Annotated in this window: 31 protein-coding genes; 22 read left to right on the top strand and 9 right to left on the bottom strand. The window is 71.6% G+C overall.

The genetic code is table 11. The features are described 5' to 3' along the window. Window positions 1-76: 76 nt before the first annotated feature. Window positions 77-337, top strand: coding sequence for a DUF3099 domain-containing protein (locus ABTX60_RS30100; protein ID WP_114253859.1), 261 nt, complete (start codon window positions 77-79; stop codon window positions 335-337). Between the two features lie 20 nt (window positions 338-357). Next, window positions 358-741 carry a VOC family protein gene (locus ABTX60_RS30095; protein WP_352100154.1) on the top strand — a complete coding sequence of 128 codons (384 nt, stop codon included), beginning with the start codon at window positions 358-360 and terminating at the stop codon, window positions 739-741. Here ABTX60_RS30095 and ABTX60_RS30090 read toward each other — a convergent pair. After that, window positions 735-1,097, bottom strand: a complete 363-nt coding sequence (locus ABTX60_RS30090) for a DsrE family protein (protein ID WP_344466453.1) — start codon at window positions 1,095-1,097, stop codon at window positions 735-737. The genes ABTX60_RS30095 and ABTX60_RS30090 overlap by 7 nt on opposite strands. A 204-nt stretch (window positions 1,098-1,301) precedes the next feature. On the opposite strand from ABTX60_RS30090, the gene ABTX60_RS30085 reads away from it, so the two are divergent. The 3 genes from ABTX60_RS30085 to ygfZ are packed head-to-tail and all read left to right on the top strand — an operon-like array spanning window position 1,302 to window position 3,342. Beyond that, on the top strand, window positions 1,302-1,877 hold the full coding sequence (locus tag ABTX60_RS30085) for a heme-binding beta-barrel domain-containing protein (protein WP_352100153.1): 576 nt from the start codon (window positions 1,302-1,304) through the stop codon (window positions 1,875-1,877). 51 nt (window positions 1,878-1,928) lie between these two features. Then, window positions 1,929-2,366: a Fur family transcriptional regulator gene (locus tag ABTX60_RS30080; protein ID WP_352100152.1), complete on the top strand. Its 438-nt coding sequence runs from the start codon at window positions 1,929-1,931 to the stop codon at window positions 2,364-2,366. 10 nt (window positions 2,367-2,376) lie between these two features. Then, window positions 2,377-3,342: a CAF17-like 4Fe-4S cluster assembly/insertion protein YgfZ gene (gene ygfZ, locus ABTX60_RS30075; protein WP_352100151.1), complete on the top strand. Its 966-nt coding sequence runs from the start codon at window positions 2,377-2,379 to the stop codon at window positions 3,340-3,342. 19 nt (window positions 3,343-3,361) lie between these two features. Here the strand turns inward: ygfZ and dtd are convergent, their stop codons facing one another. Then, complete coding sequence (dtd, locus tag ABTX60_RS30070; RefSeq protein WP_030242984.1) at window positions 3,362-3,787, bottom strand: D-aminoacyl-tRNA deacylase; 426 nt, start codon at window positions 3,785-3,787, stop codon at window positions 3,362-3,364. A 211-nt stretch (window positions 3,788-3,998) separates the two neighbouring features. On the opposite strand from dtd, the gene ABTX60_RS30065 reads away from it, so the two are divergent. From ABTX60_RS30065 to ABTX60_RS30055, 3 genes are all read left to right on the top strand, one after another. Beyond that, window positions 3,999-4,631 (top strand): RsiG family protein, encoded by a 633-nt coding sequence (locus ABTX60_RS30065; protein ID WP_352100150.1) that lies wholly within the window; start codon window positions 3,999-4,001, stop codon window positions 4,629-4,631. 170 nt (window positions 4,632-4,801) lie between these two features. Further along, complete coding sequence (locus ABTX60_RS30060; protein WP_352100149.1) at window positions 4,802-6,064, top strand: GNAT family N-acetyltransferase; 1,263 nt, start codon at window positions 4,802-4,804, stop codon at window positions 6,062-6,064. A gap of 251 nt (window positions 6,065-6,315) precedes the next feature. Beyond that, entirely contained in the window at window positions 6,316-7,233 is a 918-nt protein-coding gene (locus ABTX60_RS30055) for a FadR/GntR family transcriptional regulator (protein WP_352100148.1), read from the top strand. A 36-nt stretch (window positions 7,234-7,269) separates the two neighbouring features. On the opposite strand, the gene ABTX60_RS30050 is transcribed toward ABTX60_RS30055, so the two are convergent. Beyond that, complete coding sequence (locus ABTX60_RS30050; protein WP_030849031.1) at window positions 7,270-7,458, bottom strand: hypothetical protein; 189 nt, start codon at window positions 7,456-7,458, stop codon at window positions 7,270-7,272. A gap of 147 nt (window positions 7,459-7,605) precedes the next feature. On the opposite strand from ABTX60_RS30050, the gene ABTX60_RS30045 reads away from it, so the two are divergent. The 6 genes from ABTX60_RS30045 (at window position 7,606) to ABTX60_RS30020 (ending at window position 15,085) form a co-directional block, all read left to right on the top strand. Beyond that, window positions 7,606-8,496, top strand: a complete 891-nt coding sequence (locus ABTX60_RS30045; protein WP_352100147.1) for a FadR/GntR family transcriptional regulator — start codon at window positions 7,606-7,608, stop codon at window positions 8,494-8,496. 29 nt (window positions 8,497-8,525) lie between these two features. Further along, complete coding sequence (locus ABTX60_RS30040) at window positions 8,526-9,239, top strand: HAD family hydrolase (protein WP_352100146.1); 714 nt, start codon at window positions 8,526-8,528, stop codon at window positions 9,237-9,239. A 280-nt stretch (window positions 9,240-9,519) separates the two neighbouring features. After that, a complete protein-coding gene (locus ABTX60_RS30035; protein WP_352100145.1) occupies window positions 9,520-11,709 on the top strand; it encodes a phosphotransferase family protein in 2,190 nt (729 codons plus the stop codon). A gap of 39 nt (window positions 11,710-11,748) precedes the next feature. Next, window positions 11,749-12,372 (top strand): TetR/AcrR family transcriptional regulator, encoded by a 624-nt coding sequence (locus ABTX60_RS30030; protein WP_352100144.1) that lies wholly within the window; start codon window positions 11,749-11,751, stop codon window positions 12,370-12,372. Window positions 12,373-12,412: 40 nt separating this feature from the next. After that, complete coding sequence (locus tag ABTX60_RS30025; RefSeq protein ID WP_352100143.1) at window positions 12,413-14,431, top strand: HelD family protein; 2,019 nt, start codon at window positions 12,413-12,415, stop codon at window positions 14,429-14,431. 30 nt (window positions 14,432-14,461) lie between these two features. Next, window positions 14,462-15,085, top strand: coding sequence for an RraA family protein (locus ABTX60_RS30020; protein ID WP_352100142.1), 624 nt, complete (start codon window positions 14,462-14,464; stop codon window positions 15,083-15,085). Window positions 15,086-15,124: 39 nt separating this feature from the next. On the opposite strand, the gene ABTX60_RS30015 is transcribed toward ABTX60_RS30020, so the two are convergent. The 3 genes from ABTX60_RS30015 to ABTX60_RS30005 are packed head-to-tail and all read right to left on the bottom strand — an operon-like array spanning window position 15,125 to window position 17,469. Then, window positions 15,125-16,303, bottom strand: a complete 1,179-nt coding sequence (locus ABTX60_RS30015) for a GDSL-type esterase/lipase family protein (protein ID WP_352100141.1) — start codon at window positions 16,301-16,303, stop codon at window positions 15,125-15,127. A gap of 5 nt (window positions 16,304-16,308) precedes the next feature. Continuing rightward, the gene (locus tag ABTX60_RS30010) at window positions 16,309-16,896 is read right to left on the bottom strand and encodes a TetR/AcrR family transcriptional regulator (RefSeq protein ID WP_352100140.1); all 588 of its coding nucleotides are present in this window, start codon (window positions 16,894-16,896) and stop codon (window positions 16,309-16,311) included. Window positions 16,897-16,944: 48 nt separating this feature from the next. Continuing rightward, window positions 16,945-17,469, bottom strand: a complete 525-nt coding sequence (locus ABTX60_RS30005; protein ID WP_352100139.1) for a DUF2269 domain-containing protein — start codon at window positions 17,467-17,469, stop codon at window positions 16,945-16,947. Window positions 17,470-17,577: 108 nt separating this feature from the next. Here ABTX60_RS30005 and ABTX60_RS30000 point away from each other — a divergent pair, with 108 nt between their 5' ends. Further along, on the top strand, window positions 17,578-18,225 hold the full coding sequence (locus ABTX60_RS30000) for a class I SAM-dependent methyltransferase (protein ID WP_352100138.1): 648 nt from the start codon (window positions 17,578-17,580) through the stop codon (window positions 18,223-18,225). Window positions 18,226-18,252: 27 nt separating this feature from the next. On the opposite strand, the gene ABTX60_RS29995 is transcribed toward ABTX60_RS30000, so the two are convergent. Both ABTX60_RS29995 and ABTX60_RS29990 read right to left on the bottom strand, forming a co-directional pair. After that, the gene (locus ABTX60_RS29995; protein WP_352100137.1) at window positions 18,253-18,522 is read right to left on the bottom strand and encodes a GntR family transcriptional regulator; all 270 of its coding nucleotides are present in this window, start codon (window positions 18,520-18,522) and stop codon (window positions 18,253-18,255) included. Between the two features lie 115 nt (window positions 18,523-18,637). Continuing rightward, entirely contained in the window at window positions 18,638-18,931 is a 294-nt protein-coding gene (locus ABTX60_RS29990; RefSeq protein WP_352100136.1) for a GntR family transcriptional regulator, read from the bottom strand. Window positions 18,932-19,090: 159 nt separating this feature from the next. Here ABTX60_RS29990 and ABTX60_RS29985 point away from each other — a divergent pair, with 159 nt between their 5' ends. Together ABTX60_RS29985 and ABTX60_RS29980 are read left to right on the top strand one after the other, a co-directional pair. After that, complete coding sequence (locus tag ABTX60_RS29985; RefSeq protein ID WP_352100135.1) at window positions 19,091-19,390, top strand: hypothetical protein; 300 nt, start codon at window positions 19,091-19,093, stop codon at window positions 19,388-19,390. Next, the gene (locus ABTX60_RS29980; RefSeq protein WP_352100134.1) at window positions 19,390-19,704 is read left to right on the top strand and encodes a hypothetical protein; all 315 of its coding nucleotides are present in this window, start codon (window positions 19,390-19,392) and stop codon (window positions 19,702-19,704) included. Before ABTX60_RS29985 ends, ABTX60_RS29980 begins: the two co-directional genes overlap by 1 nt. Before the next feature lie 15 nt (window positions 19,705-19,719). Here the strand turns inward: ABTX60_RS29980 and ABTX60_RS29975 are convergent, their stop codons facing one another. Then, window positions 19,720-20,442: a hypothetical protein gene (locus tag ABTX60_RS29975; protein ID WP_352100133.1), complete on the bottom strand. Its 723-nt coding sequence runs from the start codon at window positions 20,440-20,442 to the stop codon at window positions 19,720-19,722. Window positions 20,443-20,543: 101 nt separating this feature from the next. Between ABTX60_RS29975 and ABTX60_RS29970 the strand changes: the two genes are divergently transcribed. The 5 genes from ABTX60_RS29970 (at window position 20,544) to ABTX60_RS29950 (ending at window position 24,032) form a co-directional block, all read left to right on the top strand. Then, complete coding sequence (locus ABTX60_RS29970) at window positions 20,544-21,092, top strand: DUF6817 domain-containing protein (RefSeq protein ID WP_352100132.1); 549 nt, start codon at window positions 20,544-20,546, stop codon at window positions 21,090-21,092. After that, complete coding sequence (locus tag ABTX60_RS29965; RefSeq protein ID WP_352100131.1) at window positions 21,089-21,460, top strand: VOC family protein; 372 nt, start codon at window positions 21,089-21,091, stop codon at window positions 21,458-21,460. The genes ABTX60_RS29970 and ABTX60_RS29965 overlap by 4 nt, the downstream gene beginning before the upstream one ends. A 67-nt stretch (window positions 21,461-21,527) precedes the next feature. Continuing rightward, complete coding sequence (locus ABTX60_RS29960; protein WP_352100130.1) at window positions 21,528-22,151, top strand: GNAT family N-acetyltransferase; 624 nt, start codon at window positions 21,528-21,530, stop codon at window positions 22,149-22,151. Between the two features lie 97 nt (window positions 22,152-22,248). Then, complete coding sequence (locus ABTX60_RS29955) at window positions 22,249-23,094, top strand: GNAT family N-acetyltransferase (protein WP_352100129.1); 846 nt, start codon at window positions 22,249-22,251, stop codon at window positions 23,092-23,094. A 104-nt stretch (window positions 23,095-23,198) separates the two neighbouring features. Continuing rightward, window positions 23,199-24,032 (top strand): NAD(P)H-binding protein, encoded by an 834-nt coding sequence (locus ABTX60_RS29950; protein WP_352100160.1) that lies wholly within the window; start codon window positions 23,199-23,201, stop codon window positions 24,030-24,032. Window positions 24,033-24,070 lie beyond the last annotated feature (38 nt).

Here is a 24,070-nt window from a genome sequence, read left to right as displayed (position 1 = left end):
CTGGGGGGTTTCCGGCCGGAACCCCGCGCGGGCCCCCCGCCGCGGAGATCCGTCAGAAACCCCCTACGCTGGACGTATGTACGCACGCCGGCGTCACACGTACTTCGCGATGATGGGCCTCTGCATCGGCCTCTTCGTGCTGGCCTGGGGTGTCGTGCGGTTGTGGTCCGTTCCCGTCGCCGTCGGGATGTGCGTGGTCGCCATGGTCATCCCGCCCGTGGCGGCCATGGTCGCGAACCGGCGGGGCCCTGAGGACCGCTGGTGGGACGACCCCTCCGGGGATCCCCAGTCCGACGAGTGGTGGGACGAGCTGGACGGCAAGAAGCGCCGGTACTGAACCGGCCCGGGGGGATGGACATGCGCTTGGCGGCGGCGACTCTGGACGCACCGGACGCCCGTGAACTGGCGGGCTTCTACCTGCGGCTGCTGCCCGGCTGGGCCGTACGGCCGGGCGAGGACGGCCCGGACTGGGTGCACATCCGGCCGCCCGGCGGTGGCACGGGGCTGTCCTTCCAGACCGAGCCCGCGTACGTGCCGCCCGTCTGGCCGAGCGGCCCCGGCCGGCAGCAGATGATGATCCACCTCGACATCGAGGTCGACGACCTGGAACGGGAGACCGCCCGGGCCGTCGCCGTCGGGGCCCGGCTCGCCGCATTCCAGCCGCAGGACGACGTGCGGGTGCTGCTGGACCCGGCCGGGCATCCGTTCTGCCTGTACACGGACGCCACGGAGCCTCAGTAGACGAGCGCCTGCGTCCCGTCCGCCATGGCCTCCTGGACGAACACCTGCGCGCCCGCGATCCGCACGCCCTTGATGACGTCCTGCTCCGTGATGTCGCGGCGGGCCGCGCACTGCGTGCACAGGGTGACCCGGCCGCCCGCGAGGAGGGAGTCCAGCAGGTCGGGCAGGGGAGCCGCGTGCGGCAGCTCGAACTCCGCTGCCCGGCCGGGCAGCGCGAACCAGGCGGACTCACCGGTCAGCCACAGGGAGACGTCGACGCCGCTGGCGACGGCCACCGCCGCCACCGTGAACGCCTGGGAGCACCGCTCGGGGGCGTCGGCCCCCGCCGTCACCTTGATCACCAGCTTCTTCGCCATAGCCGGAATCGTAGTGCCGAAAGGGCCCGCGTAAGCTGGGCTCGGCCCTGTGCAACCGTTCGCACCCCCGCTCAAGGAGCACCCCGTGGAGATCTTCTTCGAAATCCTGTTGGTCCTGGTCGCCGTCGGCGTCCTCGCCTTCGCCGGACTGACCGTGAAGAAGCTGTACCAGGGCCAGCGCTGACCCCCGTCTAGGAAGTTCCCATGATCGAGATCCCGTCCGACCTCCACAAGGACCTCGTCCCGCTCGCCTTCCTCCTCGGCGACTGGGCGGGCGCCGGCGTGCACGACTTCCCCGGCTCCGAGAAGTGCAACTTCGGGCAGGAGGTCGCCTTCACCCACGACGGCCGGGACTTCCTGGAGTACCGGTCCCACAGCTGGGTGCTGGACAAGGACGGCAACAAGGTCCGTCCCCTGGAGTCCGAGCACGGCTACTGGCGGATCGACGCCGGCCGCAAGGTCGAGGTGACGATGACCCGCGACGACGGCGTCATCGAGATCTGGTACGGCGAGCTGGCCGACAAGAAGCCGCAGATCGACCTCGTGACGGACGCGGTGGCCCGCACGGCCGCCTCCCAGCCCTACACCGGCGGCAAGCGGCTGTACGGCTACGTCAAGAGCGATCTGATGTGGGTCGGCGAGAAGCAGACCCCCGAGGTCGAACTGCGCCCCTACATGTCCGCCCACCTGAAGAAGGTCGTGACCCCGGAGGAGGTCGAGCGCTGGGCCAAGGCCCTGCCCGACGACATGCCGGACGACGGCATCGCCTTCTTCAAGTAGCCGCACGCCTTCCTCGACCGGTCCCGTGCGAGTGGTCCTAGACTCTTGGGTGTGGTGAGCACCGACTGGAAGAGTGATCTGCGGCAGCGCGGCTACCGGCTGACCCCGCAGCGGCAACTCGTGCTCGAAGCCGTGGACACCCTTGAGCACGCGACCCCCGACGACATCCTCGTGGAAGTGAGGAAGACGGCGTCGGGGGTCAACATTTCGACGGTGTACCGGACGCTGGAGCTCCTGGAGGAGCTCGGTCTGGTCAGTCACGCGCACCTGGGGCACGGGGCGCCGACGTACCACCTCGCGGACCGGCACCACCACCTCCACCTGGTCTGCCGGGACTGCCAGAACGTGATCGAGGCGGACGTCTCGGTGGCCGCCGAGTTCACCGACAAGCTGCGCCAGACCTTCGGCTTCGACACCGACATGAAGCACTTCGCGATCTTCGGCCGGTGTAAGGACTGCACGCTCAAGGCTTCAACTACCGAGTCGTAGGCTTACGGATATGAAGAGCCCCCTGCTGACCCTGCCCGGCGCCGTCCCCGCCGAGGGCGTGGACGAAGGCGTCGCCGCCCACTACGGGGACCTGTTCCGTGAGCAGCGCGCCCTCGCCGACGGCACCGGATTCGTGGACCTCTCGCACCGGGGAGTCGTCGCCGTCACCGGCGAGGACCGGCTCGCCTGGCTGCACCTGCTGCTCACCCAGCACGTCAGCGACCTGCCGGCGGGCCGGGCGACCGAGGCGCTGATCCTCTCCGCGAACGGCCACATCGAGCACGCGCTGTACCTCGTCGACGACGGCGCGACGGTCTGGGCCCATGTGGAGCCGGGCACCCAGGAGGCGCTGATCGCGTACCTGGAGTCGATGAAGTTCTTCTACAAGGTCGAGGTCGCCGACCGCACCGACGACATCGCCGTGGTGCACCTCCCGGCCGGCTCCATCGCCGAGGTCCCCGAGGACGCCGTCGTGCGGGAGACGCCGCACGGCCGGGATCTGTTCCTGCCGCGTGCCGGTCTGGAGGCGTTCGCCGGGCAGGCCGGGCCGCCCGCCGGGATCCTCGCCTACGAGGCGCTGCGCGTGGAGCAGCACCGGCCCCGGCTCGGCTTCGAGACCGACCACCGCACCATCCCGCACGAGCTGGGCTGGATCGGCTCGGCGGTGCACCTGCAGAAGGGCTGCTACCGGGGGCAGGAGACGGTCGCCCGGGTGCAGAACCTGGGCAAGCCGCCGCGCCGCCTGGTCTTCCTGCACCTGGACGGCAGCGAGGTCCACCTCCCCGTGGCCGGGACGGAGCTGCGGCTCGCGGACGACGGCCCCGACGGCCGCAAGATCGGCTTCATCACGACGTCGGCCCGCCACCACGAGCTCGGCCCGGTCGCCCTCGCCCTGGTGAAGCGGAACGTGGCGCCGGACGCCCCCCTGGTGGCCGGGGACACCGCCGCGGCGCAGGAAGTCGTCGTCGAGCCGTAGGACTTGTAGATCTTTCGGGTCAGATTTCGATCTGCACGGTGAACGGGCCGTCGTTCGTCAGCGATACCCTCATCGCCGCTCCGAACCGGCCCGTGGCCACCGTCGCGCCCAGGGAGCGCAGTTGGGCGACCACCTCGTCGACCAGCGGTTCGGCCACGTCGCCGGGGGCGGCGGCGTTCCAGGTGGGGCGGCGGCCCTTGCGGGCGTCGCCGTAGAGGGTGAACTGGCTGATCACCAGGAGCGGCGCGTCGATGTCGCTGCACGACTTCTCGTCGTGCAGCATGCGGATCGACCAGAGCTTGCGGGCCAGCTGGGCCGCCTTCTCCTTGGTGTCCTCATGGGTGACGCCGACGAGGACGCACAGTCCCTCGCCCTCGATCGCCCCCACGGTCTCGCCGTCCACGACGACGCTCGCGCCGTCCACCCTCTGCACCACTGCTCGCATACGTCCATCATGCAGGGCGGTGACATCCGCGCCTCGGCCGGTCGGCGCATGGCCCGAAAGGGTGGTTTGCGCGGGCGCCAACAGCCCCTGCACGGACGTATTTTGCTGCTATACCGCCCATCTGGGGTCTATCGGGGGCACTCGTTCCCATAGCGGCCACTTGGGGTGGCACGATGCTTGCACACACCGGTCGAGGGGACGGTTGAGGCACATGAGCACATCAAGCACCGGACAGCAGCAGGCGGCTTTCCGGTCGACGTACACGGGGATCGGCGCGTCGGAGTACCACCGGCCGCCCACACAGCGCACGGACAGCCCGCGGCTGCCCTCGGACACCTCGGGACCGGAGCTGCCCGCGCTGAGCCTGCCCGAGCTGCGCACGCTGCGCCGCGAGGCCCAGCGCGACGAGGCCGACCTCAGCTATCTGCGGCGGCTGCTCCAGGGGCGCATCGACATCCTGCGCGCCGAGGTGACCCGGCGTGCCCCGGCGGACGCCGCTTCCGTAGCCGTGGCCGAGGAGACCTCGGTGGTGGAGCGGCTGGCGGAGATCCTGCGGGACGCCCCGGCCCGGCACCGCTCCTCGGCCCGCCACGTCACCCTGGGCACCCCGCAGGGCGAGGAGTACCGGCGGCTGGCCGCGGAGATGCTCGCCGAGGTCGAGCTGTCCGACCTGGACGCTCGCACGGACCTGGAGCTGAACACGGCGATGGGGCGGCTCGAGCGGCACGAGCAGCAGGTCTCCCGGCGCCGCCGGCGGCTCCAGCGCAGGGCCGACGAGTGCGGCGCGGAGATCGCGCGCCGTTACCGCGAGGGGGAGGCGCAGGTCGACGACCTGCTGGTGTGAGCCGCCCAGGGCCGGCTGCCGGAGGCCGCGGCGCTCGGGGAACACGCCGCGCGGCCGTTCAGCGCCCTGCTGAGCGGCCCGCCCGGCAGGTTCCTGGAGCCCCGCGGCCGGGTGCAGGGCCGGTCGGATATTCACGCGACACCGACCGGCCCTGTGCCTAGCGTGAGGTCATGACCCCCATGCCCCGTGCCGACGGCATCGACGTACGCCCGATCACCGAAGGCGAGTTCGCCGACTGGCTGCGGGCCGTGAACACCGGCTTCCTGCGAGCGGCCGCGCTCTCCGAGGAGGAGGTCGAGGGCCGGCGCGAGCGGTTCGTCGAGGGCCGTTACCTCGGGGCCTTCGACCAGGGCAGGTGTGTGGCGACCTTCCGCTCCTTCGACCAGGAGCTGACGGCCGTCGGCGGGGCCGTCGTACCGGCCGACGCGATCTCGGGCGTCACCGTCACCGCCACCCACCGCCGCCGCGGACTGCTCAGCCGGATGATGGCGAAGGACCTGGCGGCCGCGAAGGACCGCGGGGACGTCGTCGCGACGCTGATCGCCGCCGAGTACCCGATCTACGGCCGCTACGGCTTCGGGCCGGCGACCTGGATGGCGGAGTGGACGGTCGACGTGCCGCGCGCGGGCCTCGACGCCCGCTGGGCGGGCCCGGCGGACGGCGGGCGGATCGATCTGGTGGAGGGTGAGGACGCCCGCAAGCTCGGCCCCGAACTGCATGAGCGGCTGCGCCGGGGCCTGCCCGGCGCCATCGACCGCGACGAGACGTGGTGGAAGACGAACACCGGCGTCCTGCGCTGGGACCCGTCGTGGAAGCAGCCCTTCTACGCCGTGTACCGCTCGGCGTCCGGCGAGGTCGAGGGCATGGCCGCCTACGAGGTGGACGACAACTGGGGCGACGCCAAGCAGCCGTTGAACACGGCGACCGTGCGGTGGCTGATCGGCAGGACACCGGCCGCGGAACGCGCGCTGTGGGAGTACGTCTGCTCCGTCGACTGGGTCGTGAAGGTGAAGAGCGGCCGGCGGGCGCCCGACGACCTGCTCCCGCATTTCCTGCCCGACCCGAGGGCGGCCCGGATCACCTCGCTGGCGGACTGGCTGTGGGTGCGGATCCTGGACGTCGAACGGGCGCTGGAGGCGCGGACGTACGAGGGTCAGGGGGCTCTGGTGCTGGAGGTCGCCGGCGCGGACGGGCTGACCGGCGGGCGCTACCGGCTGGAGGCCTCGCCCGAGGGGGCGTCCTGCACGCCGACCACCGAGAGCGCGGAACTCGAGCTGGGGGTGGGCGAGTTGTCGGCGCTGTGGCTCGGGGACGAGTCGGCGGTGCGGCTGGCGGCACTGGGGCGGGTGCGCGAAGGACGAGTGGGCGCCGCCCGGAAGGCCGACGCCCTGCTGCGTACGTCCAGGCGGCCTTGGTGCCCGGACATGTTCTGAGCCGCTCCCTTCCTGCCGGTGTGCTGGGGACCCGCATCCGTAGCGAGCTGTTCAGTTGTGGTTGTCGTGCGGCCCTGTCGGCCGGGCGGGACTCCCGGCTCCCCTCCGGAAGGGAGTCCCTGGGCGGGTGGCCAACCTCCTTGAAGGTCTGACCATGTTCCCCAAGTTGGCTACCAACTTCTCTGTACTTATCTCCGCTTGGAAGCGGCTCATAACCACCTTTCCCTGAACTGCCGGAAGATGGCGAGAAGTTGTACTGTTCGGTTGTGGACCCGGAACATGACTCCGTCAACGGACGGAAGAGGTCAGGACGGCCACAGAGAACACATCACCAGGTGGCCGACGAGCTGCGCGCCCGGATCAGGTCGGGGGCGCTGCGCCCGGGTGAGCGCATGCCCACCCAGGCCCAGCTGGCTCACGAGTTCGGTGTCGAGCGCGGTGCGGTGCGGCAGGCACTGCGGGTTTTGCAGTCCGAGCGGTTGCTCACCAACGTGTCGAAGGGCAGCCCGGCGACCGTCGCGCCCGACCCCGCCGGTGCGCTGACCGGCCCGCAAGCGCCGCCGCGGCCCACGACGGTGGCTCTCGCTCCCCGGATCGCCAAGGCGTTCGCGGCGGAGCACGTCGAGATCGACGCCGTGTGCCTGACGTCCATCTCCCTCACGCTGGCCATCGGTGAACCGCTGCGGCAGATCCACGCCGGACGGCTGAAACCGGCCAAGGTCGACGTCCGGGTGCTGCTGCCGAGCCGGGACATCGACCTGGCCTTCCCGGTGCCGGTCGAGGGGCGCGGCGACGACTGGGTGCACGAGCGGTGGCTGGCGATGCGCAACGCCCAGGGGCAGGTCCTCGAGCACAACCTGCTGGCCCTGCGCGCCACCCACGGCATCGACGTGCACGTCACGTTCCGGGCGCTGCCCTTCACCCCGCCGGTGAAGCTGTACCTGCTGAACGGCACGGAGGCGCTGTTCGCGTACTACACGCTGACGCGCCGGGAGGCCGAGACCGATCACGAGCAGCCGGCGCTGTACGACGCCCAGGGCACCCAGTCCATGCTGTTCGCCTTCCGGCAGGGCGCCGGGCTGCGCGACACGACGTTCGTGGAGCAGTCGCACCTGTGGTTCAACGCACTGTGGGAGACGATCAGTTCGGAGCTGGTGCTCACGGGCTGACGTCCCCCACGGGTCGTTCCGGTGCGGTGCGGTGACTCATCGGGCGGGCCCCGTCATCAGCAGCGCGAGCACGACGGCTCCCGCGGAGCTGACGGCCGGGCTCTTGGCCTTGACGCCGACGGTGAGAAGGATCAGGCCCACGAGGCCGGCCGGACCGTACTTCCACTGGACGAGCTGTTCGAAGGCGACGACGAAGGCGGCGGAGAGGAGAGCGAGGGCGGGCATCGGTGTTCCCCCTTCGGAAGTCCGGAAGCAAAACTTCCGCCAACTTCAAGAAGTTGGCAACCAACTCTGCTTAAGTTGTCCCCACTTGGCCCCTAGTTATAAACAACTTTCAAGCAACTCCCGTCAGATGGATCAAAGTTGTAGCGTTTGGTTGTGACCCAGGAGAGCGTGGCGAAGAACGTGGCAGCGAACGGCAGCAGGAGGTCATCGCCCCAGGAGATCGCCGACAGCCTGCGGGAACGCATCCGAGCCGGCGAGCTCAAGCCGGGGGACCGGCTGCCCACCCAGACTCAACTCGCCAAGGAGTTCGGCGTGGAGCGCGGCGCGGTCCGCCAGGCGTTGCGGGCCCTCCAGGACGACGGTCTCCTCAGCGACGTCAGCAAGGGCAGCCCGCCACGGGTCGCCACCCCGGCCCCCGCCCGCGGCGAACCCCAGCCGACCATGGTGGGCCTGGCCCCGCGGCTGACCGAGGCGTTCTCGGCCCGGCGGGTCCGTGTCGACGTGGTCTGCCACACGGCGGAGACGCTGATGGTCGCCATCGGCGAGCCGCTGCGCCTGATCCACGAGGGCCGCATCCACCCCGAGTCGATCGACGTCCGCATCCTGGTCCCGTCCCGGGACATCGAGCTGGCGTTCCCCGTACCGGTCGAGGCCCACGGCGACGACAACCCGGTCCACCAGCGCTGGCTGGCCATGCGCAACGCCCAGGGGCAGGTCCTCCAGCACAACCTGCGGGCGCTGCGCTCGACGCACGGCATCGACGTGCACGTCACGTTCCGGGCGCTGCCCTTCACGCCGCCGGTGAAGCTGTACCTCCTCAACGAGGAGGAGGCCCTGATCGGCTACTACATGCTGACCAGGCGCGAGGAGGAATGGGGCAGCCAGACCCTGGACATGTACGACGTCCTCGGCTCCCAGTCCCTGCTCTTCTCCTTCGTGGAGCGGACGGGGCGGCGGGACGCGGCATTCGTAAAGGAATCCCAGAAGTGGTTCAACGCCCTCTGGGAAACCATCACGACGGACCTGACACTCTCCTAGTGACTCCTGATGCGGCGCAGACTGATGCGGTGACAATCGAGACCGAGAACGATCCGGGCGAACTTCGCGATCTGGCCAGACGCGCGCGGGTGGTGCTCTGGGACTTCGACGGGCCCATCTGCCGGCTGTTCGCCGGTCATTCGGCGGAGCAGGTGGCGACCGGCCTGGTCTCCTGGCTCGAGAGCCGGGGCCTGCACGGCCTGCTGACCGACACCGAGCGCGAGTCCCTCGACCCGCAGGTCGTGCTGCGGGCCGTGGACCGCCGGCACCCCGGCAGCGACCTGGTAGCCGAGCTGGAGGAACGTCTCACCCAGGAGGAACTGCGGGCCGCTTCCTCGGCGTGGCCGACCGCGTACGCGGACCCGCTGATCCGCACCTGGACGGCCGTGGGCGCCCGCCTGGCGATCACGACGAACAACTCGCCGCGCGTGGTCCGCACGTACCTCGAGCGCCGCGGCCTCGTGGACTGCTTCGCTCCCCATTTCTACGGCCGGACCCGGGAACTCCGCCACCTGAAGCCCGATCCCCACTGCCTGAACCGGGCGCTGAACGCGATGGGGGTGGCATCGGGCGATGCCCTGATGATCGGAGACACGCCCTCCGACCACGAGGCCGCCGGGCGGGCCGGGGTGCCCTTCCTGGGCTACGCGCGCAACGGAAGGAAGGCCAAGCTCCTGAGGGCGGCCGGGGCCGACGTGGTGCTGGAGTCCCTGGAGCCGCTGTTGAGCCTGCTGCGCACGTAGACGCGTCCGAGCGCCCTCAGTGGCGAAAAGGCACGGGGGAGGTTGGAGAGGGGCGAGGGGTGGCCGGGTGTAGCATTCCCGCACCGTGCAGCGATTGAGTCAAACGCTCGTCCTCGTTCGTATGTGAATGGGCCAACCGGTCCGCCATCGAACTGGTTCGCGCCACCTCATGCAGATGGGTGGCAAACCCCCTTGTCGGCTCACTCCGCCATGCGCGGCACCGGCCGCGACCTTACGGTTTGCCTTACCGTCCCCCCTTCTCGTACTTCCGGAGCGGCCAGTGGGCGCACCCCCTCGTCCCCGTCCTCCGCACGGGGAGCGCGCCTCGCACGACGCCCTCTGCCGGGCCTTCGTGCAACGGGCCGCCGAGACGGGGGAGGCGACCGGCGGCCACCATCACCGGAACTACGTCCTGCCGCTCACGGAGGACATGGCCCGCCTGGCCGGGCGTGAAGCGGGCACGACGGTGACCGTCCGGATCCGGCGTCCGGACGCGCTGCCCGTCGCCATCCGGACGTGGCAGGACGAGGCGCAGATCCTCGACGCCGTCCGGGGAGTCCTCCCCCACGTGCCCGAGTGCCTGCTCAAGCTGGACGGATTCGCCGTCCACAGCTTTGTGGACGGTGTTCCGCTCTCCGGCGTCTGCGGCGACGGCAAGCCCGTCGACACCCTGCTCGTCCAGGCCCTGGCGGGTCTGCTCGCCCGGATGACCCACGTACGGCGTGGCGCGCTGCCCGCCCTCCCGCCCGTCTGGCCACGCAACGACACGGACAGCCAGGGCTTCCTCCAGACGCTGGTCCATCTGGCCGACCGGCAGATCAGACGGCCCAACCGCGCGGCCTTCGGCGGTCTGTTCGCCGCGCTCGGCATCCCCGAGGACGCGCTCGCCGGGCTGGCCGGACGGGTTCCCGCGATGGCCCGGCGGCCGTACAGCCTGCTCCACGCCGACCTGCACCGCGACAACGTGATCGTGTCCTACGCGGGTGAGGCGCCCCTCGTCTGTGTCGACTGGGAGCTCGCCACCTACGGCGACCCGCTGCACGACCTCGCGACGCATCTCATCCGTATGCGGTACCCGGCCGAGCAGTGGGGCGAAGTGGTCGACGCGTGGGCCGGGGCCATGCAGGGCGTCCGTCCGGCCGCCGTCAACGGCCTCGCCAGGGACCTCCGGCACTACCTGGCCTTCGAGCGGGCCCAGTCCGTCTTCCCGGACGTGATGCGGGCCGCCCGTTCCCTGGAGGAATCGTTCACGCAGACGAGCCTGGACGAGGCGACCGCGGAGGTGCGCCGGGCCCTGGAGGCGGCGGCGGAACCGCTGCGTCTCACGAAGGTGCCGCGCGGGGGCGAGACCAGGCGGGCCCTCTTCCGGTGGCTGGCGTCGCGCACGAACGGGGACCTCAGCGGCCGGGCCTGGATCGCGAAGGCGTTCGAATGGAGGCCCGACCGGCGCGTGCCGGAGCGCCCCGGATTTCCGTCCACCGCGGTGCGGCAGGCCCTGCTGGCGGAGGGAGCCGCTCCCGCGGGCAGGGTGTTCAAGGGAACCGCCCACCTGAACACGGTGGTGTCCGTGCCGGGCGTCGACTCACCCGTGGTCGTCCGGCGGAAGCTGCCCGAGGTGTGCCGGCGGGAGCGAGGCTTCCTCAGCGAGCACGCCGTGCTCAGGGCGATCGAGGAGTCGTCCGCCGACGTGGCGGCGCCGAGGGTGCTCGCACTGGGCGAGACGCCGCAGAGCGACACCATCGCCTTCCACACCTACGTCGGGCCGAGGGACGTCGGACGGCCCCCCGACCACCCCGTCCACGGCCTGCTGCCGCACGAGGCCGACGGCCTGGTGGACCAGCTGTGCGCCCTGACGCGGGTCCGGTACAGACAGGTCGACCCGACGGCCGGCGACGGCCGGTTCCACCACTGGCTGCGGGAGCAGCTCGTCGCCCTGGTGCGGGACCTGCCGAAGGAGTCGCAGCAACTGGCGCGCCACCTCGGACTGCCCGACGCCGACCGCCTGCGGCTGATCCTGTCCCGGCACGAGGTGAGCGAGCGCGAGCCCGCCCTGCTGCACGGAGACCTGAACCCCTGGAACCTCGTACGCCGTGACGACCACCTGGCGCTGACCATCATCGACTGGGAGATGGCCGTGGTCGGCGATCCCCTCTACGACCTCGTCCGGCACATGCACCTCACGCCGACCCGGCCGGAGATCAGGGAGCGGATGTTCCGCCGCTGGGAGCGCCTGCTGCCGGCCGAGTACACCCACGACTGGCGCAGGGACCGGCAGGTGTACCGCTGGCTGGAGATCGTGCGCTCCGCCTACGTCGACCTGGACCGCATCGTGACCGGAGCGAGCCGGGACGCCCCCAACGTCCGGCGGGCGGTGGACTCCTACGCGGTGACCCTCGCCGCGGCCACCGCCTCCCTCGGCCTCCCCACGCCCTCCACGGCGAACCCCTGCCTCGCCCGCGCCTTCGCCTAGTCTCCCGGCCGCTGTCCGGCACTGCGTAGGCTCCCGGGCATGAGCACCCCCGGCCTGCGTGAGCGCAAGAAGCAGCGGATGTACGAGACCGTGTCGGACATCGCCGTGCGGCTCTTCCTGGAGAAGGGGTTCGATTCGGTGTCCGTCGCGGAGGTGGCGGCGGCGGCCGAGATCTCCAAGCCGACGCTGTTCCGGTACTTCCCGGCCAAGGAGGATCTGGTGCTGTACCGGATCGCCGACCACGAGGGCGAGGCCGCCCGGGTGGTCGCGGAGGCCGGGACCGCGCCCGTGGAGGCGTTGCGGCGGCACTTCGTGGCCGGGCTGGAGCGGGGGGATCCGGTGACCGGGCTCAGCGACCATCCCGACGTGCTCGCCTTCCACGCCCTGCTGTACGGGACGCCCTCCCTGGTCGCCCGGGCGTACGCGCACCAGGAGCGGTCGGAGGCCGCGCTCGCCGAGGTGCTCGGGGGTGACCTGGACGCGCGGCTGGCGGCCGGGCAGATCATGGCCGTGCTGCGGGTGCTCGCCCTGGAGAACTGGCGGCGGATCGCGGCGGGGGAGCGGGTGGCGGACGTGCGGCCGGACGCGGTGGCGGCCGCGGAGCGGGCGTTCGGGCGGCTCACGGCCGGGCTGCCGCCGAACCTCCACAGTGAAACTCGGTAAATTATTTAACTCGGTCACGTTTTCGCGTACGCTCGGTGGAATGACCTCGACCGAGCCCGCCCTCCAGCACGCCCTCGACACGGAACGCGCCCACCACGAGCGCTGCCGGACCGCCCTCGCCGCGATGGTCGAGGGCGCCGGTGAACAGGTCGTCATCGGTGAGGACGTGTCCGCGTCCGGGGCCGATGCCGAAGTCCTCGGACACCGGCTGCGCAGCCGGGCGAAGGCGCTGCGGGAACTGCCCGAGGGGCCGTTGTTCTTCGGAGCCCTGGAGAGCGGGGACGGGCCGTTGCACATCGGGCGGCTGCGGATCTCCGAGCACCCGGCCGAACCGCCCCTCGTCGTCGACTGGCGTGCGCCCGTCTCACGCGCCTTCTACCAGGCCTCGGCCCGCGACCCGCAGGGCGTCGCCGTGCGGCGGCGGTTCGGCTGGGCGCCCGGCAGCCGGGGCGACTCCGCGGACCTCACCGGCCTGGAGGACGAGCACCTGGAGCGCGGGGAGACGCGGGACAGCGAGATCGTCGCCCGGGAGATCGAACGGCCCCGGGTCGGCCCCATGCGGGACATCGCCGCGACGATCCAGCCCGAGCAGGACGACCTCGTACGGGCGGACCTGGCGGTGTCGGTGTGTGTGCAGGGCGCGCCGGGCACCGGCAAGACCGCCGTCGGGCTGCACCGGGCCGCGTATCTGCTCTACACGCACCCGCAGCGCATCCGGCGCGGCGGCCTGCTGATCCTCGGCCCCAACCGCACCTTCCTCTCGTACATCGCCGAGGTGCTGCCGGCGCTCGGTGAGACCGGTGTGCGGCAGTCGACCCTGGGGGAGGAGATCGCCCGGTGCCCGGTCCGGGGCGTGGACGAGGAGCCGGCCGCGGTCGTGAAGCACGACGCCCGGATGGCCGAGGTGCTGCGCCGGGCCCTCTACGCGCGGGTGCGCCCAGACGGCGGCGGGACGTCGCTCGCCGTGCCGGACGGGTCGTACCGGTGGCGGGTCCCGGCGGGGGTGCTCGCGGAGATCGTGGACCGGGTGCGGCAGGAGGAACCGCCCTACGAGGTCGGGCGGGAGCGGGTGCGGGCGCGGATCGTGCGGTGTCTGCGCGAGCAGGCCGAGCGGCGGGCCGGGCCGCCCACCGCCGCCTGGGTGCGGCGGATCGAGCGGGCGCGGCCGGTGTCGGCGTACGTCGACACCGTGTGGCCGCGGGTGCGGCCCGAGGAGGTCGTGGCGGAACTGCTCGGCGACGGGGACGTGTTGGCGGCGGCTGCCGAGGGGCTCCTCGACGCCGGTGAGCAGCGGGCGCTGCTGTGGCGGCGGCCGCCCCGGTCCTGGAAGTCGGCGCGCTTCTCGGCCGCCGATCTGGTGCTGCTCGACGAGGTCGCCGGGCTGATCGGGCATCCCGAGGGGTACGGGCATGTCGTCGTCGACGAGGCGCAGGACCTCTCCCCGATGGAGTGCCGGGCCATCGCCCGCCGGGCCCGCTTCGGTTCGCTGACGGTGCTCGGCGATCTGGCGCAGGGGACGACACCGTGGGCGGCGCGGTCATGGCGTACGGTCCTCGCGCACCTGGGGAAACCGGACGCGGACGTGATCGCCCTGACCACCGGCTTCCGGGTGCCGCGGGCGGTCGTGGGGCTCGCCAACCGGCTGCTGGAGCGGCTGGAGGTGGACGTGCCGGCGGCCCGTTCGCTGCGCGGCGACGGGGAGTTGCGGATGCGGGAGACGACACCGGACGGCGTGCCCGGGGCGGTCGTGGCGGCCGTGCGGGACGCGCTGGTCCGGGAGGGCTCGGTCGGAGTCGTCGCGGCGGACGGGGACGTTCCCCGGGTGCGGGCGGCCCTGGACGCGGCCGGCATCGAGGCGGCGGGCCCACACGAACTCGGCGCGCGGGTCGCGCTGGTGCCGGCGGGCGTGGTCAAGGGCCTGGAGTACGACCAGGTCGTGGCGGTCGAGCCGGCGGCGATCGCCGAGGCGGAGGAACGGGGGCTGCACCGGCTGTACGTGGTGCTGACCCGGGCGGTGTCACGGCTGGAGGTGGTGCGGGGGAAGCCACTGCCCTTCTAGGGGAATCTCCGACGGCTAGGGTCCCGTGTCATGGCTGACGTCGACGCGTTCACGGAGATACCCACGACCACGCTGGCCGATCTGCTGGGCCGCGGGCAGGTCATGGACATCGGCATCCGGCCGCTGTGGGGGCCGGTGCCCCGGGTGGCCGGACCGGCCTTCACCGTCCGGTGCCCTCCCGGCGACAACCTGATGCTGCACGCCGCGATCCACCGGGCCGGGTCCGGTTCCGTCGTCGTCGTGGAGTCGGGCGACCTGGACTACGCCCTGGCCGGCGGCAACGTGTGCGCCGTCGCCCAGCGCCGGGGTATCACCGCGTTCGTCGCCGACGGGCTGATCCGCGACCTGGCCGAGGTCCGGGACCTGCGCTTTCCGGTGTTCGCCCGCGGTGTCATCCCCATCCCCGGCACCAAGTCGGCCGCACGGCCGCTGAACGAGCGGGTGCGCTGCGGCGGGGTCGAGGTCGAGGCGGGCGACACGGTCGTCGCCGACGAGGAGGGCGTCGTGGTCGTCCCCGGGGCGCGGCGCGAGGAGGTCCTGGCCGCGGCCCGGGCCAAGCTGGCCAAGGAGGCCGCGGAGTCCCTGGACGACTGGGAGTCGGCCCACCGCGCGCGCATCGGCCGGATCCTGGCGGACCAGGGCTTCGAGGACTGACCGGGCTGCCCCGGCCGGCCTGCCCCGGCCGGGCGGTCGCTACGCCGCGGCGAAGGGTCCTCCGTCTCCGAAGGCCAGCTCGTGGAAGCGGTCGCCGATGTGGCGGTGGGTGGCCGCGTCCGGGTGGACGTGGTCGGGGAGGGGGTGGGCGGCGGCGTCCTTCTCGCCGTAGAGGTCGAGGCCGTCCAGGTAGTGGAGGTTCGGATCGTCGGCGGCGCGCTGTTCGACGATGCGTGCCAGCTCCTCGCGGATGACGGTGAGGGTGAGTTTGCCCAGGGGCGTCTCCGCCGGGTCGCCCATGGCGGCGAAGACCAGGCGGCCCTTGCCGATCTCCTCGCGGTCCGGGGCGGTGGGACCGGGCGTGTCCTCGTGGATGGCGCAGTGGATGGGGGAGACGAGCAGCAGCGGGGTGTCCGGGTGCCCGTCGCGGATCGTGTCGAGGAAGCCGTGCACGGCGGGACCGAACGCGCGCAGCCGCATCGCGTCCTGGTTGACGATGTTGATGCCCATCTTGACGCTGATCAGGTCCGCCGGGGCGTCCCGCATGGCGCGCGCGGTGAACGGGTCGAGCATCGCGCTGCCGCCGAAGCCGAGGTTGACCAGCTCCGCACCGCCCCGCAGTGCGGCGATCGCGGGCCAGATGGCCGTGGGGCTCGCGGCGTCGGAGCCGTGGCTGATCGAACTGCCGTGGTGCAGCCACACCCGGCGCCCCCGGTCCGGCGCGGGCGCCACGGGGGCGTCCGCGCGCAGGGCGACCAGCTCGGTGGTCTCGTTGTGCGGCAGCCAGATCTCGACGTCCTTGTCCCGCGCGGGCAGGCCCGTGAAGCGGACCGTGCCGACCGGACCGGACGTGAGCTCTCCCTGCCAGGTGGCCAGGTCGACGGTCAGGACGTTGCCGTCGGTCCCGGCGGCCTGGCCGGCCGGGCGGCCGTCGACGAGCAGGTCGTACAGTCCGTCCGGGCGCGACGGGAAGCCGGTGTAGTCGCGCTTGGTGCGCAGCGTGTCCAGCTCCACGGCCGTCGCGGCGGTACGGAACACCAGCCGTACGCCGGAGGGCTGGGCCTCGGCCATCGCCAGCTGCGCGTTGGTGTTCTGCGCGCGGGCCCGGGCCGGCAGGCGGTGGGGGAGCAGACCGTGCTCGGTGCGCTCCACGTCGAGGGCGCCGCGCAGCAGGTCCGCCGTGAGCGGCGTGGTGATCCAGTCGTGCTCGGTGTGCATGGGTGTCAGCCTCGGGGGTCGGTGGGGGCCGCGGGCCAGTTCCGCAGCAGCGTGTCGAGGGCGTCGAGGATCCGGGCCCAGGTCTCCTCGGTGTCCGGGGCGCTGTGGCTGAAACCGCCGCCGAGCTCCAGGCTGACGTAGCCGTGGAAGACGCTGCCGAGCAGCCGGACCGCGTGGGTCTGGTCCGGTTCCGTCAGGTCGTAGCCGCGCAGCAGCGCCCGGGTCATCTGCGCGTGCCGGACGCCGGCGCTGGCGGCCGCAGTCTGCGGGTCGAGCCGCAGCTGGGCCGCGGCGTAGCGGCCGGGGTGTGCCCGGGCGTAGTCGCGGTACACGTTCGCGAGGGCGGCCAGGGCGTCCTTGCCGGCCCGACCGGCCAGGGCGTCGGCGGCGCGGTCGGCGAGTTCGGTGAGGGCGAGCAGGGCGATCCTGGTCTTCAGGTCCTGGGAGTTGCGCACGTGCGAGTACAGGCTCGCGACCTTGACGTCGAACCGCCGCGCGAGCGCGGAGACGGTGACCTGGTCGAAGCCGACCTCGTCGGCGAGTTCCGCGCCCGCCTCGGTCAGCCGCTCCGGCGTCAGTCCCACGCGTGCCATGAGGACCCTCCCTTCTGCCTGAAGGTAGTGTGCATCTGCCTAAAGCCTTTAGGCAAGTAGGCCTGGCCTTTCGGGACGGGGCCTTTTGCCGCGCCGCGTCTTCCCCCAGGGCTTCAGAACGGAGATCACCGTCATGAACACGTAGGCGGACAGCGACACGACCGGCCCGAACAGCACGTCACCGGCGTCCGGCAGCGGCCCGCCCGCGGCGACGGCGGTGACCGCGGAGTTCACCCCGGGGCGCAGGGCGAACACCGTGGCGGTGGTCGTGGCGAGGGTCAGCCAGAACTTCGTGTACACCCACCGGTACCTGGCCAGACCCCACACCGTGCCCAGCGACAGCACCAGGCCGCTGAGGAGCGTGAGCAGCGCGACGGGGATCAGGAGCCAGTCGGCGAAGAGCTTCATGGCACGGACGGACGCCTCCACGGTCACGGCGGATCCGTCGGAAGCCGCGGTGGTCCCGAGCGCGAGCAGCCCGAGCGAGAGCCCGAGCCAGCTCGCGGAGGCGGTGACGTGGACGACCAGCACGGCCCGGCGGGCGGGGCGACTGAGTTTCGGGTTCGGCTTCACGCCGTCACCGTGCCGGGGAAGGGGCGGTACGGGCGTCTTACGGCGGGAGTAAACCGGCGTACTGGCATCGGAGTACGCGGTGTCAGTGCCGTCGCCTACCTTCGCGGCATGACCGAGCCCTCCCACGTCACCGCCGTCCGCGACTCCTACGACACCGTCGCCGCCGACTACGCCCGACTCGTGCCGGAGCCGGCCGAGCTGGACCCGGTCTCCCGCACCCTGCTGGCCGCCTTCGCCGAACTCACGGCTTCCCTCGGACCGGTCGCCGACCTGGGCTGCGGCCCCGGCAAGGTGACGGCACACCTGGCCGCCCTGGGAGTCCCGGTGTTCGGCGTGGACGTGTCGCCGAAGATGATCGAACTGGCCCGGGCCGCGTACCCGGAACTCCGCTTCACCGTCGGCTCGATGACCGCACTGGAGATCGGCAGCGGCGAACTCGGCGGCATCCTGGCGTACTACTCCACCCACCACACCCCGCCGCAGTGGCTGCCGACCGTGTTCGCCGAGTTCCACCGCGTCCTCGCGCCCGGGGGCCGGCTGATGCTGGCGGGCCATGTGGGCGACGGCGAACACCTGCGCCCGACGCGGGCGTACGGCGACCATCCGGTGTCCTACGAGTCGCACCTGCTGCCGCCGGACCGGATCGCGGAACTGCTCGCCCGGGCCGGGCTGGTGGTCACGACACGGGTGGTGCAGGAGCCGGAGGGCGGGTCGAAGCGGCGGGCGGGGACGTTTCTGGCGTGCAAGCCGCAGTAACGGGACGGGCCCGGTGGGGCGGGGTCCTCAGCCGTTCGGCTCGTTCTCCTCGGGGGTGTCGCCGACTGCCTCCGGCATCCCGATGACGTAGGTCCCCTTCGCGGGCAGGGTGGCGACGAGCCCTCGTTTCCGGAGTTCGACGACGGCGCGACGCACCGTGCCGATGCTCACGCGGTACAGATCGGTCATGGCGCGCTCGCCCGGCAGCGCGGCCCCCTGCGGCAGCTTGCCGGACGCGATGTCCGCGGCGATGGCGTCGGCGAGTTTCACGTACTCGTAGCGCGGGAGCTCTGTCATTCCCTCACTGTGCCGCAGAGGGCGCCTCGCACCGCACTAAGGCGTAGAGAGAGCAGAGGCATGTGGCATGTAGTGGGACGCAGTTACCGAGCGATCCTCCGACCGAGGAACGTCTTCAGGTCCTTTCGCTTCCCTCCGGTGCCGCACCGGTTGGCTGCTCGACGACGAAGGAGCCCTTGCCTCGCACGGTGACGATCAGGCCGCGCTCACGGAGTTCCTGTGCGGCCCGTCGCGCGGTGAGTCGTGCTACGCCGTACTCGTCGGCAAGGTGGTTCTCGGAAGGGATGGGCCTGTCCGGCGCCAGCTCCCCGGATGCGATCTTCCCGGCGATGACGTCGGCCAACTGCATGTAGAGCGGTCTCGCGCTCATCGGGTCCAGAGTGGGCTTCGACGCTTCGGTATCGCTCATACGTCCAACGTAGAGCGGTAGACACCTGCCCGATCGTGTGGATCCCTCTGCACTTGTATGCAGAGGGCTATATACAGGTGTAGCGTCGAAGACCGAAAAGACCCCGGCGAGGTGGCTAGACCTCCCGGGGCACGGCCAACGCTTACAAGGAGCGTCGACATGCACGACCTTATCCCCCGGGCCCTTCAATGGCTGCGCCTTCTCTTCGCCCCCGGCACCGGGAAACGGCGTCGGTGCCGCCCCCGCAGGAACCTCTTCCCCCACGTGCACCTCACCCTCGTCAGCTGCCCCTCCGCATCGCAGCCGCCGCAGCTCCCCCGCCACCGCTCCCCGTACGGCCTGCACGGCCCTCTCGACGGGACCGCCTCTTCCCTCGTCCGCCCTTACCTCGCCGCCCATGAACAGGAAACCGCTCTGGAGGAACGCCGCCGCCCGGCCCTTGTGAAGGTGGCCGCCTGATGGAACGCCCCACGGGTCCGGCCCACGTCACGCCGCCACCCCGGCTTCTGCCCTGGCTCTCCGCGGAAGGCAACCCCTGCTACCTGGTGACCGACGACAACGGCAGCCACCTCTCCCGTCTCGCCGACGACTTGGAAGCCGTCCAGCTCGCCACCGGCACCGACGTGCTCCGCCTCGCCCGCAAGGTGCTGGACGACCCGAACTCGCCGTACACCGAGGTCCGTTTCGCCGGCCTCCGTCTCGCCGAGTGCCTGACCGACGCGCTGCGGGTCGCCGAGTCGCGGGGGATGCGTGTGCCCGGGCCGGAACGCTGAGGACGCCTGAGAGGGTTACCCGCCGTGCGTCCACACCCGCAACGGCCCCACCGGTTCGAAGCCGTGCCGGAGTGCGACTGCCACATCGTCGCCCTGCTCGTAGCCGACGACGGGCAGGGTGGGGAAGAGACGGGCGAGTGCGTGCAGGACGAGAGGCCAGGCAGCGTCGGGCCCGCCGTCCGGCCCGAAGACGTTGGAGACGCCGACCACCTGCTCACTGCGGCTCGCGACCGCTCCGGCGACCACTCTGCCCTCGGTGTCGCCGGCGGAGCGTCCCAGGATCACGAAGGTCTCCGGATCGGCGAGCAGCCCGGGCCGGAACAGGTCCGCGTTCCCCGCCCCGTCGTCCCAGGCCAGCGCCCAGGCACGCAGCGTGGCCGGGTCGCCCGCCACGTCCCATTCGAGATCCGGTGCCGCCGTTGCCGACCCGGCGGGCCGGTGGATCCACTGCGCCTCGAAAAGTACCCGGAACCCGGCCTCCGCCAGGTCGAGGTCGGCGAAGCTGTCCTTGACCGAGGCACCGGGCGAGGCCGTGTCGATCCGGGCGGTGAGCGCGTCGGGGTCGGCGTCCGGCCCCAGCGTCACGGCGTCGGGGTAGAAGAGCGGCGTCCGCACCGGGGCGGCCCAGGCGTCGGGCCCGAACCCGCCCGGCACCCCGTGCGCCCGGCACATCGCCGCACACCACTCGGCGTTGTTCCGGGCGGCGGCCCGGACCAGGGCTTGCCGCGAAGTCGTCATGACGTGGATCAAACCGATGGCCGGCCCGGTCCGTCCACAGATTTGATGGTGCCACCCCTTTGCTGGTGCTGCCCCGACCACTGCTGGAAGGACTCCACCCTGTGCCTGCTTCCCTTGCCGCGTCCGGACCGGCCGTCGCGCTCCTGAGCGGGCTCGGCGCGGCGGACATCGCCCACCCGGGCGGCACCCTCCTCGCCCACCTCACGCGGGTGCAGAGGCAACTCGCCGCGTGGGACGCCCGCCCGGCCCTCCAACTGGCGGGACTGTGCCACGCGTTCTACGGCACCGACGGCTTTCCGGACGCCCTGCTGCCCCTGGATCGCCGTGGCGAACTCGCAGCGGCGGTCGGTGCCGAGGCCGAGGCTCTGGTGTACCTGTACGCCTCGTGCGATCGAGGGGCCACCTATCCGGCGCTGGCGGAGGCCGACGGACCGTTTCACGGCCGGTTCACCGGCCGGAGCCACACCCCGGAGCCGCAGGCGCGGCGGGACTTCGCCGAGTTGTCCGCCGCCAACGAGATCGACCTCGCTCGCCTCGATCCCGCCTTCCGTGACCGGTGGGGCCCCGAACTCCTCGACCTCTTCACTCGCGTCCGCCCCCTGCTGAGCGAACCGGCCTGGGCGGACTGCCAGGAGGTGCTCGCCGGATGAAGTTGACCGCGATCACCCTGGACTGCGCCGATCCGCTCGCCCTGGCGGTGTTCTATCAGCAGGCCACCGGAATGGATCTGCATCCGGAGTCGGACGCCGACTTCGCCGCACTGGAGGGCGAGAACGGCCTCTCCCTCGCCTTCCAGCGGATCGACGACCACCGGCCTCCCAGCTGGCCCGACCCTGCCGTTCCCCAACAGCTGCACTGCTGTTTCCGGGTCGCGGATCTGGACGAGACGGAGACACGGCTGCTGAAGCTGGGCGCCGGCAAGCCGGAGCATCAACCGAACGCGGACAGGTGGCGGGTGCTCACGGATCCGGCGGGGCATCCCTTCTGCATCGTCGGGGGCCTCGCCGAGCCCGAATGAGGCGGTCGGTCAGTCCGGTGAACGAACCCCCGGGCCGAGGGGCGGCGGCTCGGTCAGGATGGGTTGCATGACCTCGTCGAACACACCGCGCACACCGCACACACCGCACACACCGAACCCTCCGGCCTCGGTGGCCACCTCACCCACCCTGTCCACCACGGAGATCACCACGCCCCGGCTCCGGCTGCGCAAGGCGCACGACGCCGACCGCGCCGGGCTCATCGAGCTGCAGACCGATCCCCAGGTCCGGTTACACCTCGGTGGCCCGAGGCCGCGGAGTGCGGTCGAGCAGCACTTCGAAGCGATGGGCGTCGCCCACGTCACCGACGAGCCCCGCACCTTCGTCATCGCCGACCGGACGACCGACGACCTCGCGGGGGTACTCCTGATCCACCGACGCCCCGCCGACCTCCCCGGACACGTCACCGAGGAGGGCGGGGAACTGGAACTGACCTACGTCTTGCGCCGCGCCGCCTGGGGTACGGGACTGGCCTTCGAGGCAGCCACCGCCGCGTTGCGAGCCGCCGCCTCCGAACTGCCCGATCAGCCGGTCCTGATCGTGACCCAGACGGCCAACACCCGCTCCCTCGACCTGTCCGCCCGCCTCGGCTTCCGACGTGTGAGCACCTTCGAGGCCTACGAAGCCGAGCAGACCCTCGCGGTGGCCGGTCTGCACTCGTTCCTGGCCTGATTGTTCTACGTGGCCGGCCGTACGGAGGAAGGCCACTCACGGACGATGACTTCTCTCCGGAGTGCCGGTCTTCGTTATCCATGGTGGGATGCGCCGCATGAGCGACTCGCTGTCTGCCCGTATCGAGCAGTACTACTCCACCGTGCCGTTGCTGTTCTCCGAGACCGAAGAGTTCGGTCCTCTACGGCTGTTCGTGCGCAGGAAGCCAGGTGCCCCGTACTACGGCGGTCCCAGTCATGCCCAGCCCACCGCGGAGGGGGCCTCGGCGGTCACCGCCGCTGACATCGCCCGGGTGAGGGCACGGCAGCGCGAGCTCGGCGTGCCGGAGGCTTTCGAGTGGATGGCCGAGGCGGCACCGATGCTGCGCTCCCGTGTCGAGGCCGCCGGCCTGCCCGTGGCGGAACGCCCACTGATGGTGTTGGATCCGCGCCAACGGCTCCCCTCGCGGCCGCTGCCGGAGGGCGTGACGCTCCGCGTGCTGACCGCCGACGACCCCGCGTTGCCCGCGGTCCTCGCCCTTCCCCGCCTGGCCTTCGCGAAGGAGGGCACGGTGATGGAACCGGCAGGTCGCAAGGAGCTGGCGGAGGTGGCCGGGGAACTGATGCGGGACGGCACGGTGGCAACGGTCCGCCCCACTCTCCGCGCCGGACACAAAACGCTGGTCGCCGCCTTCGCCCCGGACGGCACCCCGCTGGCCGCAGGCCACTACCACCCGGCGAACGCCACCACCGAGATCGGCGGCATCGGCACCCTTCCCACCGCCCGCCGCCAGGGCCTCGCAGCCGCCGTGACGACGGCCCTGGCCGGCCACGCGCGTGACCACGGAGTGACCACCGTCTTCCTCGCCTATGCGCAGGACGCCGTCGCTCGCATGTACGCACGCCTGGGCTTCCGCCCTGCCGGCAGCACTCTTCTGATCGCCAACCAACCCGCACGTTCCTAGCCCCGCTCTCACCGACCGTGGGGCTGATTCCTTGACCTCAAGTGGGATCGAGGTCTTAGCGTGCCGTGTACGTGATCACCGGTTGGCGACAGGAAGAGATGACGATGATCCTCGTGACCGGCGCGACCGGGAACATCGGAAGTGCTCTCCTGGGGGAGTTGCACCTGGCCGGTGCCGCACCCGTGCGAGGTCTGACTCGTGAGGTGCGACGGGCCGCGTTCCCCGAAGGGATCGTGGCCGTCGAGGGCGATCTCGCGCGGGCGGAGTCACGGAAGGCCGCGCTGGAGGGAGTGCGCTCGCTGTTCCTGCTGTCCGGCATGGGGGCGGAAGCGGAGGTCCTGGCGGCTGCCCGGCAGGCAGGCGTGGAGCATGTGGTGCTCGTGTCGTCGATCACGGTGCAGACTCATCCACATCTGCCCGCGGCCCGCGAGATCCAGGTCGTCGAGCACTTGCTCAAGGACAGCGGCATGGCCTGGACCGTCCTGCGGCCGACGCAGTTCGCCTCGAACGCCCTGTGGTGGGCGCAGTCGATCCGCGATCAGGGCGTGGTCCGAGCGCCGTACGCGGACATCGGTCTCCCCACCGTCCACCCCGCGGACATCGCGGCGGTGGCCCGTGCGGCGCTGACCGAGCCGGGCCATCGGGGGCGGACGTACGCACTGACCGGGCCGGGACGCGTGACGGTTCGGCAGCAAGTCGCGGCCATCGCTGCCGCGTCGGGGCGGGATGTGGCCTGCATCGAGATCAGCCGGGAGGAAGCCCACCGGCAGCTGGCTTCCTTCTTGGAGGAGGAGACCGCGGACGCGGTCCTCGACCTGATGGGCGGGGACGTCAATGACGCATTGCTGAAGGTGCACGACACCGTCTCCCGGGTCACCGGGTCCGCGGCCAGGTCGTTCCGGCAGTGGGCGTCGGACCATGGCGCCCTGTTCCGCTGACACGACAGTCGTGCCGCGTCAGGACGTGCCGGAGCAGG

Source organism: Streptomyces sp. NPDC126510, from assembly GCF_040302345.1.
Classification (GTDB): Bacteria; Actinomycetota; Actinomycetes; order Streptomycetales; family Streptomycetaceae; genus Streptomyces.
This window is presented reverse-complemented; position numbering and strand designations above follow the sequence as displayed.

Excerpts from the sequence above, each read along its gene's own strand:
- ABTX60_RS30020 (WP_352100142.1), top strand. The coding sequence starts at position 14,462 with ATGGCTGACGTCGACGCGTTCACGGAGATACCCACGACCACGCTGGCC.
- ABTX60_RS30000 (WP_352100138.1), top strand. The coding sequence starts at position 17,578 with ATGACCGAGCCCTCCCACGTCACCGCCGTCCGCGACTCCTACGACACC.
- ABTX60_RS30010 (WP_352100140.1), bottom strand. The coding sequence starts at position 16,896 with ATGGCACGCGTGGGACTGACGCCGGAGCGGCTGACCGAGGCGGGCGCG.
- ABTX60_RS29980 (WP_352100134.1), top strand. The coding sequence starts at position 19,390 with ATGGAACGCCCCACGGGTCCGGCCCACGTCACGCCGCCACCCCGGCTT.
- ABTX60_RS30085 (WP_352100153.1), top strand. The coding sequence starts at position 1,302 with ATGATCGAGATCCCGTCCGACCTCCACAAGGACCTCGTCCCGCTCGCC.
- ABTX60_RS29965 (WP_352100131.1), top strand. The coding sequence starts at position 21,089 with ATGAAGTTGACCGCGATCACCCTGGACTGCGCCGATCCGCTCGCCCTG.
- ABTX60_RS29995 (WP_352100137.1), bottom strand. The coding sequence starts at position 18,522 with ATGACAGAGCTCCCGCGCTACGAGTACGTGAAACTCGCCGACGCCATC.
- ABTX60_RS29985 (WP_352100135.1), top strand. The coding sequence starts at position 19,091 with ATGCACGACCTTATCCCCCGGGCCCTTCAATGGCTGCGCCTTCTCTTC.
- ABTX60_RS30100 (WP_114253859.1), top strand. The coding sequence starts at position 77 with ATGTACGCACGCCGGCGTCACACGTACTTCGCGATGATGGGCCTCTGC.
- ABTX60_RS30025 (WP_352100143.1), top strand. The coding sequence starts at position 12,413 with ATGACCTCGACCGAGCCCGCCCTCCAGCACGCCCTCGACACGGAACGC.
- ABTX60_RS30065 (WP_352100150.1), top strand. The coding sequence starts at position 3,999 with ATGAGCACATCAAGCACCGGACAGCAGCAGGCGGCTTTCCGGTCGACG.
- ABTX60_RS30090 (WP_344466453.1), bottom strand. The coding sequence starts at position 1,097 with ATGGCGAAGAAGCTGGTGATCAAGGTGACGGCGGGGGCCGACGCCCCC.
- ABTX60_RS30095 (WP_352100154.1), top strand. The coding sequence starts at position 358 with ATGCGCTTGGCGGCGGCGACTCTGGACGCACCGGACGCCCGTGAACTG.
- ABTX60_RS30015 (WP_352100141.1), bottom strand. The coding sequence starts at position 16,303 with ATGCACACCGAGCACGACTGGATCACCACGCCGCTCACGGCGGACCTG.
- dtd (WP_030242984.1), bottom strand. The coding sequence starts at position 3,787 with ATGCGAGCAGTGGTGCAGAGGGTGGACGGCGCGAGCGTCGTCGTGGAC.
- ABTX60_RS29975 (WP_352100133.1), bottom strand. The coding sequence starts at position 20,442 with ATGACGACTTCGCGGCAAGCCCTGGTCCGGGCCGCCGCCCGGAACAAC.
- ABTX60_RS29990 (WP_352100136.1), bottom strand. The coding sequence starts at position 18,931 with ATGAGCGATACCGAAGCGTCGAAGCCCACTCTGGACCCGATGAGCGCG.
- ABTX60_RS29960 (WP_352100130.1), top strand. The coding sequence starts at position 21,528 with ATGACCTCGTCGAACACACCGCGCACACCGCACACACCGCACACACCG.
- ABTX60_RS30030 (WP_352100144.1), top strand. The coding sequence starts at position 11,749 with ATGAGCACCCCCGGCCTGCGTGAGCGCAAGAAGCAGCGGATGTACGAG.
- ABTX60_RS30050 (WP_030849031.1), bottom strand. The coding sequence starts at position 7,458 with ATGCCCGCCCTCGCTCTCCTCTCCGCCGCCTTCGTCGTCGCCTTCGAA.
- ABTX60_RS30060 (WP_352100149.1), top strand. The coding sequence starts at position 4,802 with ATGACCCCCATGCCCCGTGCCGACGGCATCGACGTACGCCCGATCACC.
- ABTX60_RS29950 (WP_352100160.1), top strand. The coding sequence starts at position 23,199 with ATGATCCTCGTGACCGGCGCGACCGGGAACATCGGAAGTGCTCTCCTG.
- ygfZ (WP_352100151.1), top strand. The coding sequence starts at position 2,377 with ATGAAGAGCCCCCTGCTGACCCTGCCCGGCGCCGTCCCCGCCGAGGGC.
- ABTX60_RS29955 (WP_352100129.1), top strand. The coding sequence starts at position 22,249 with ATGAGCGACTCGCTGTCTGCCCGTATCGAGCAGTACTACTCCACCGTG.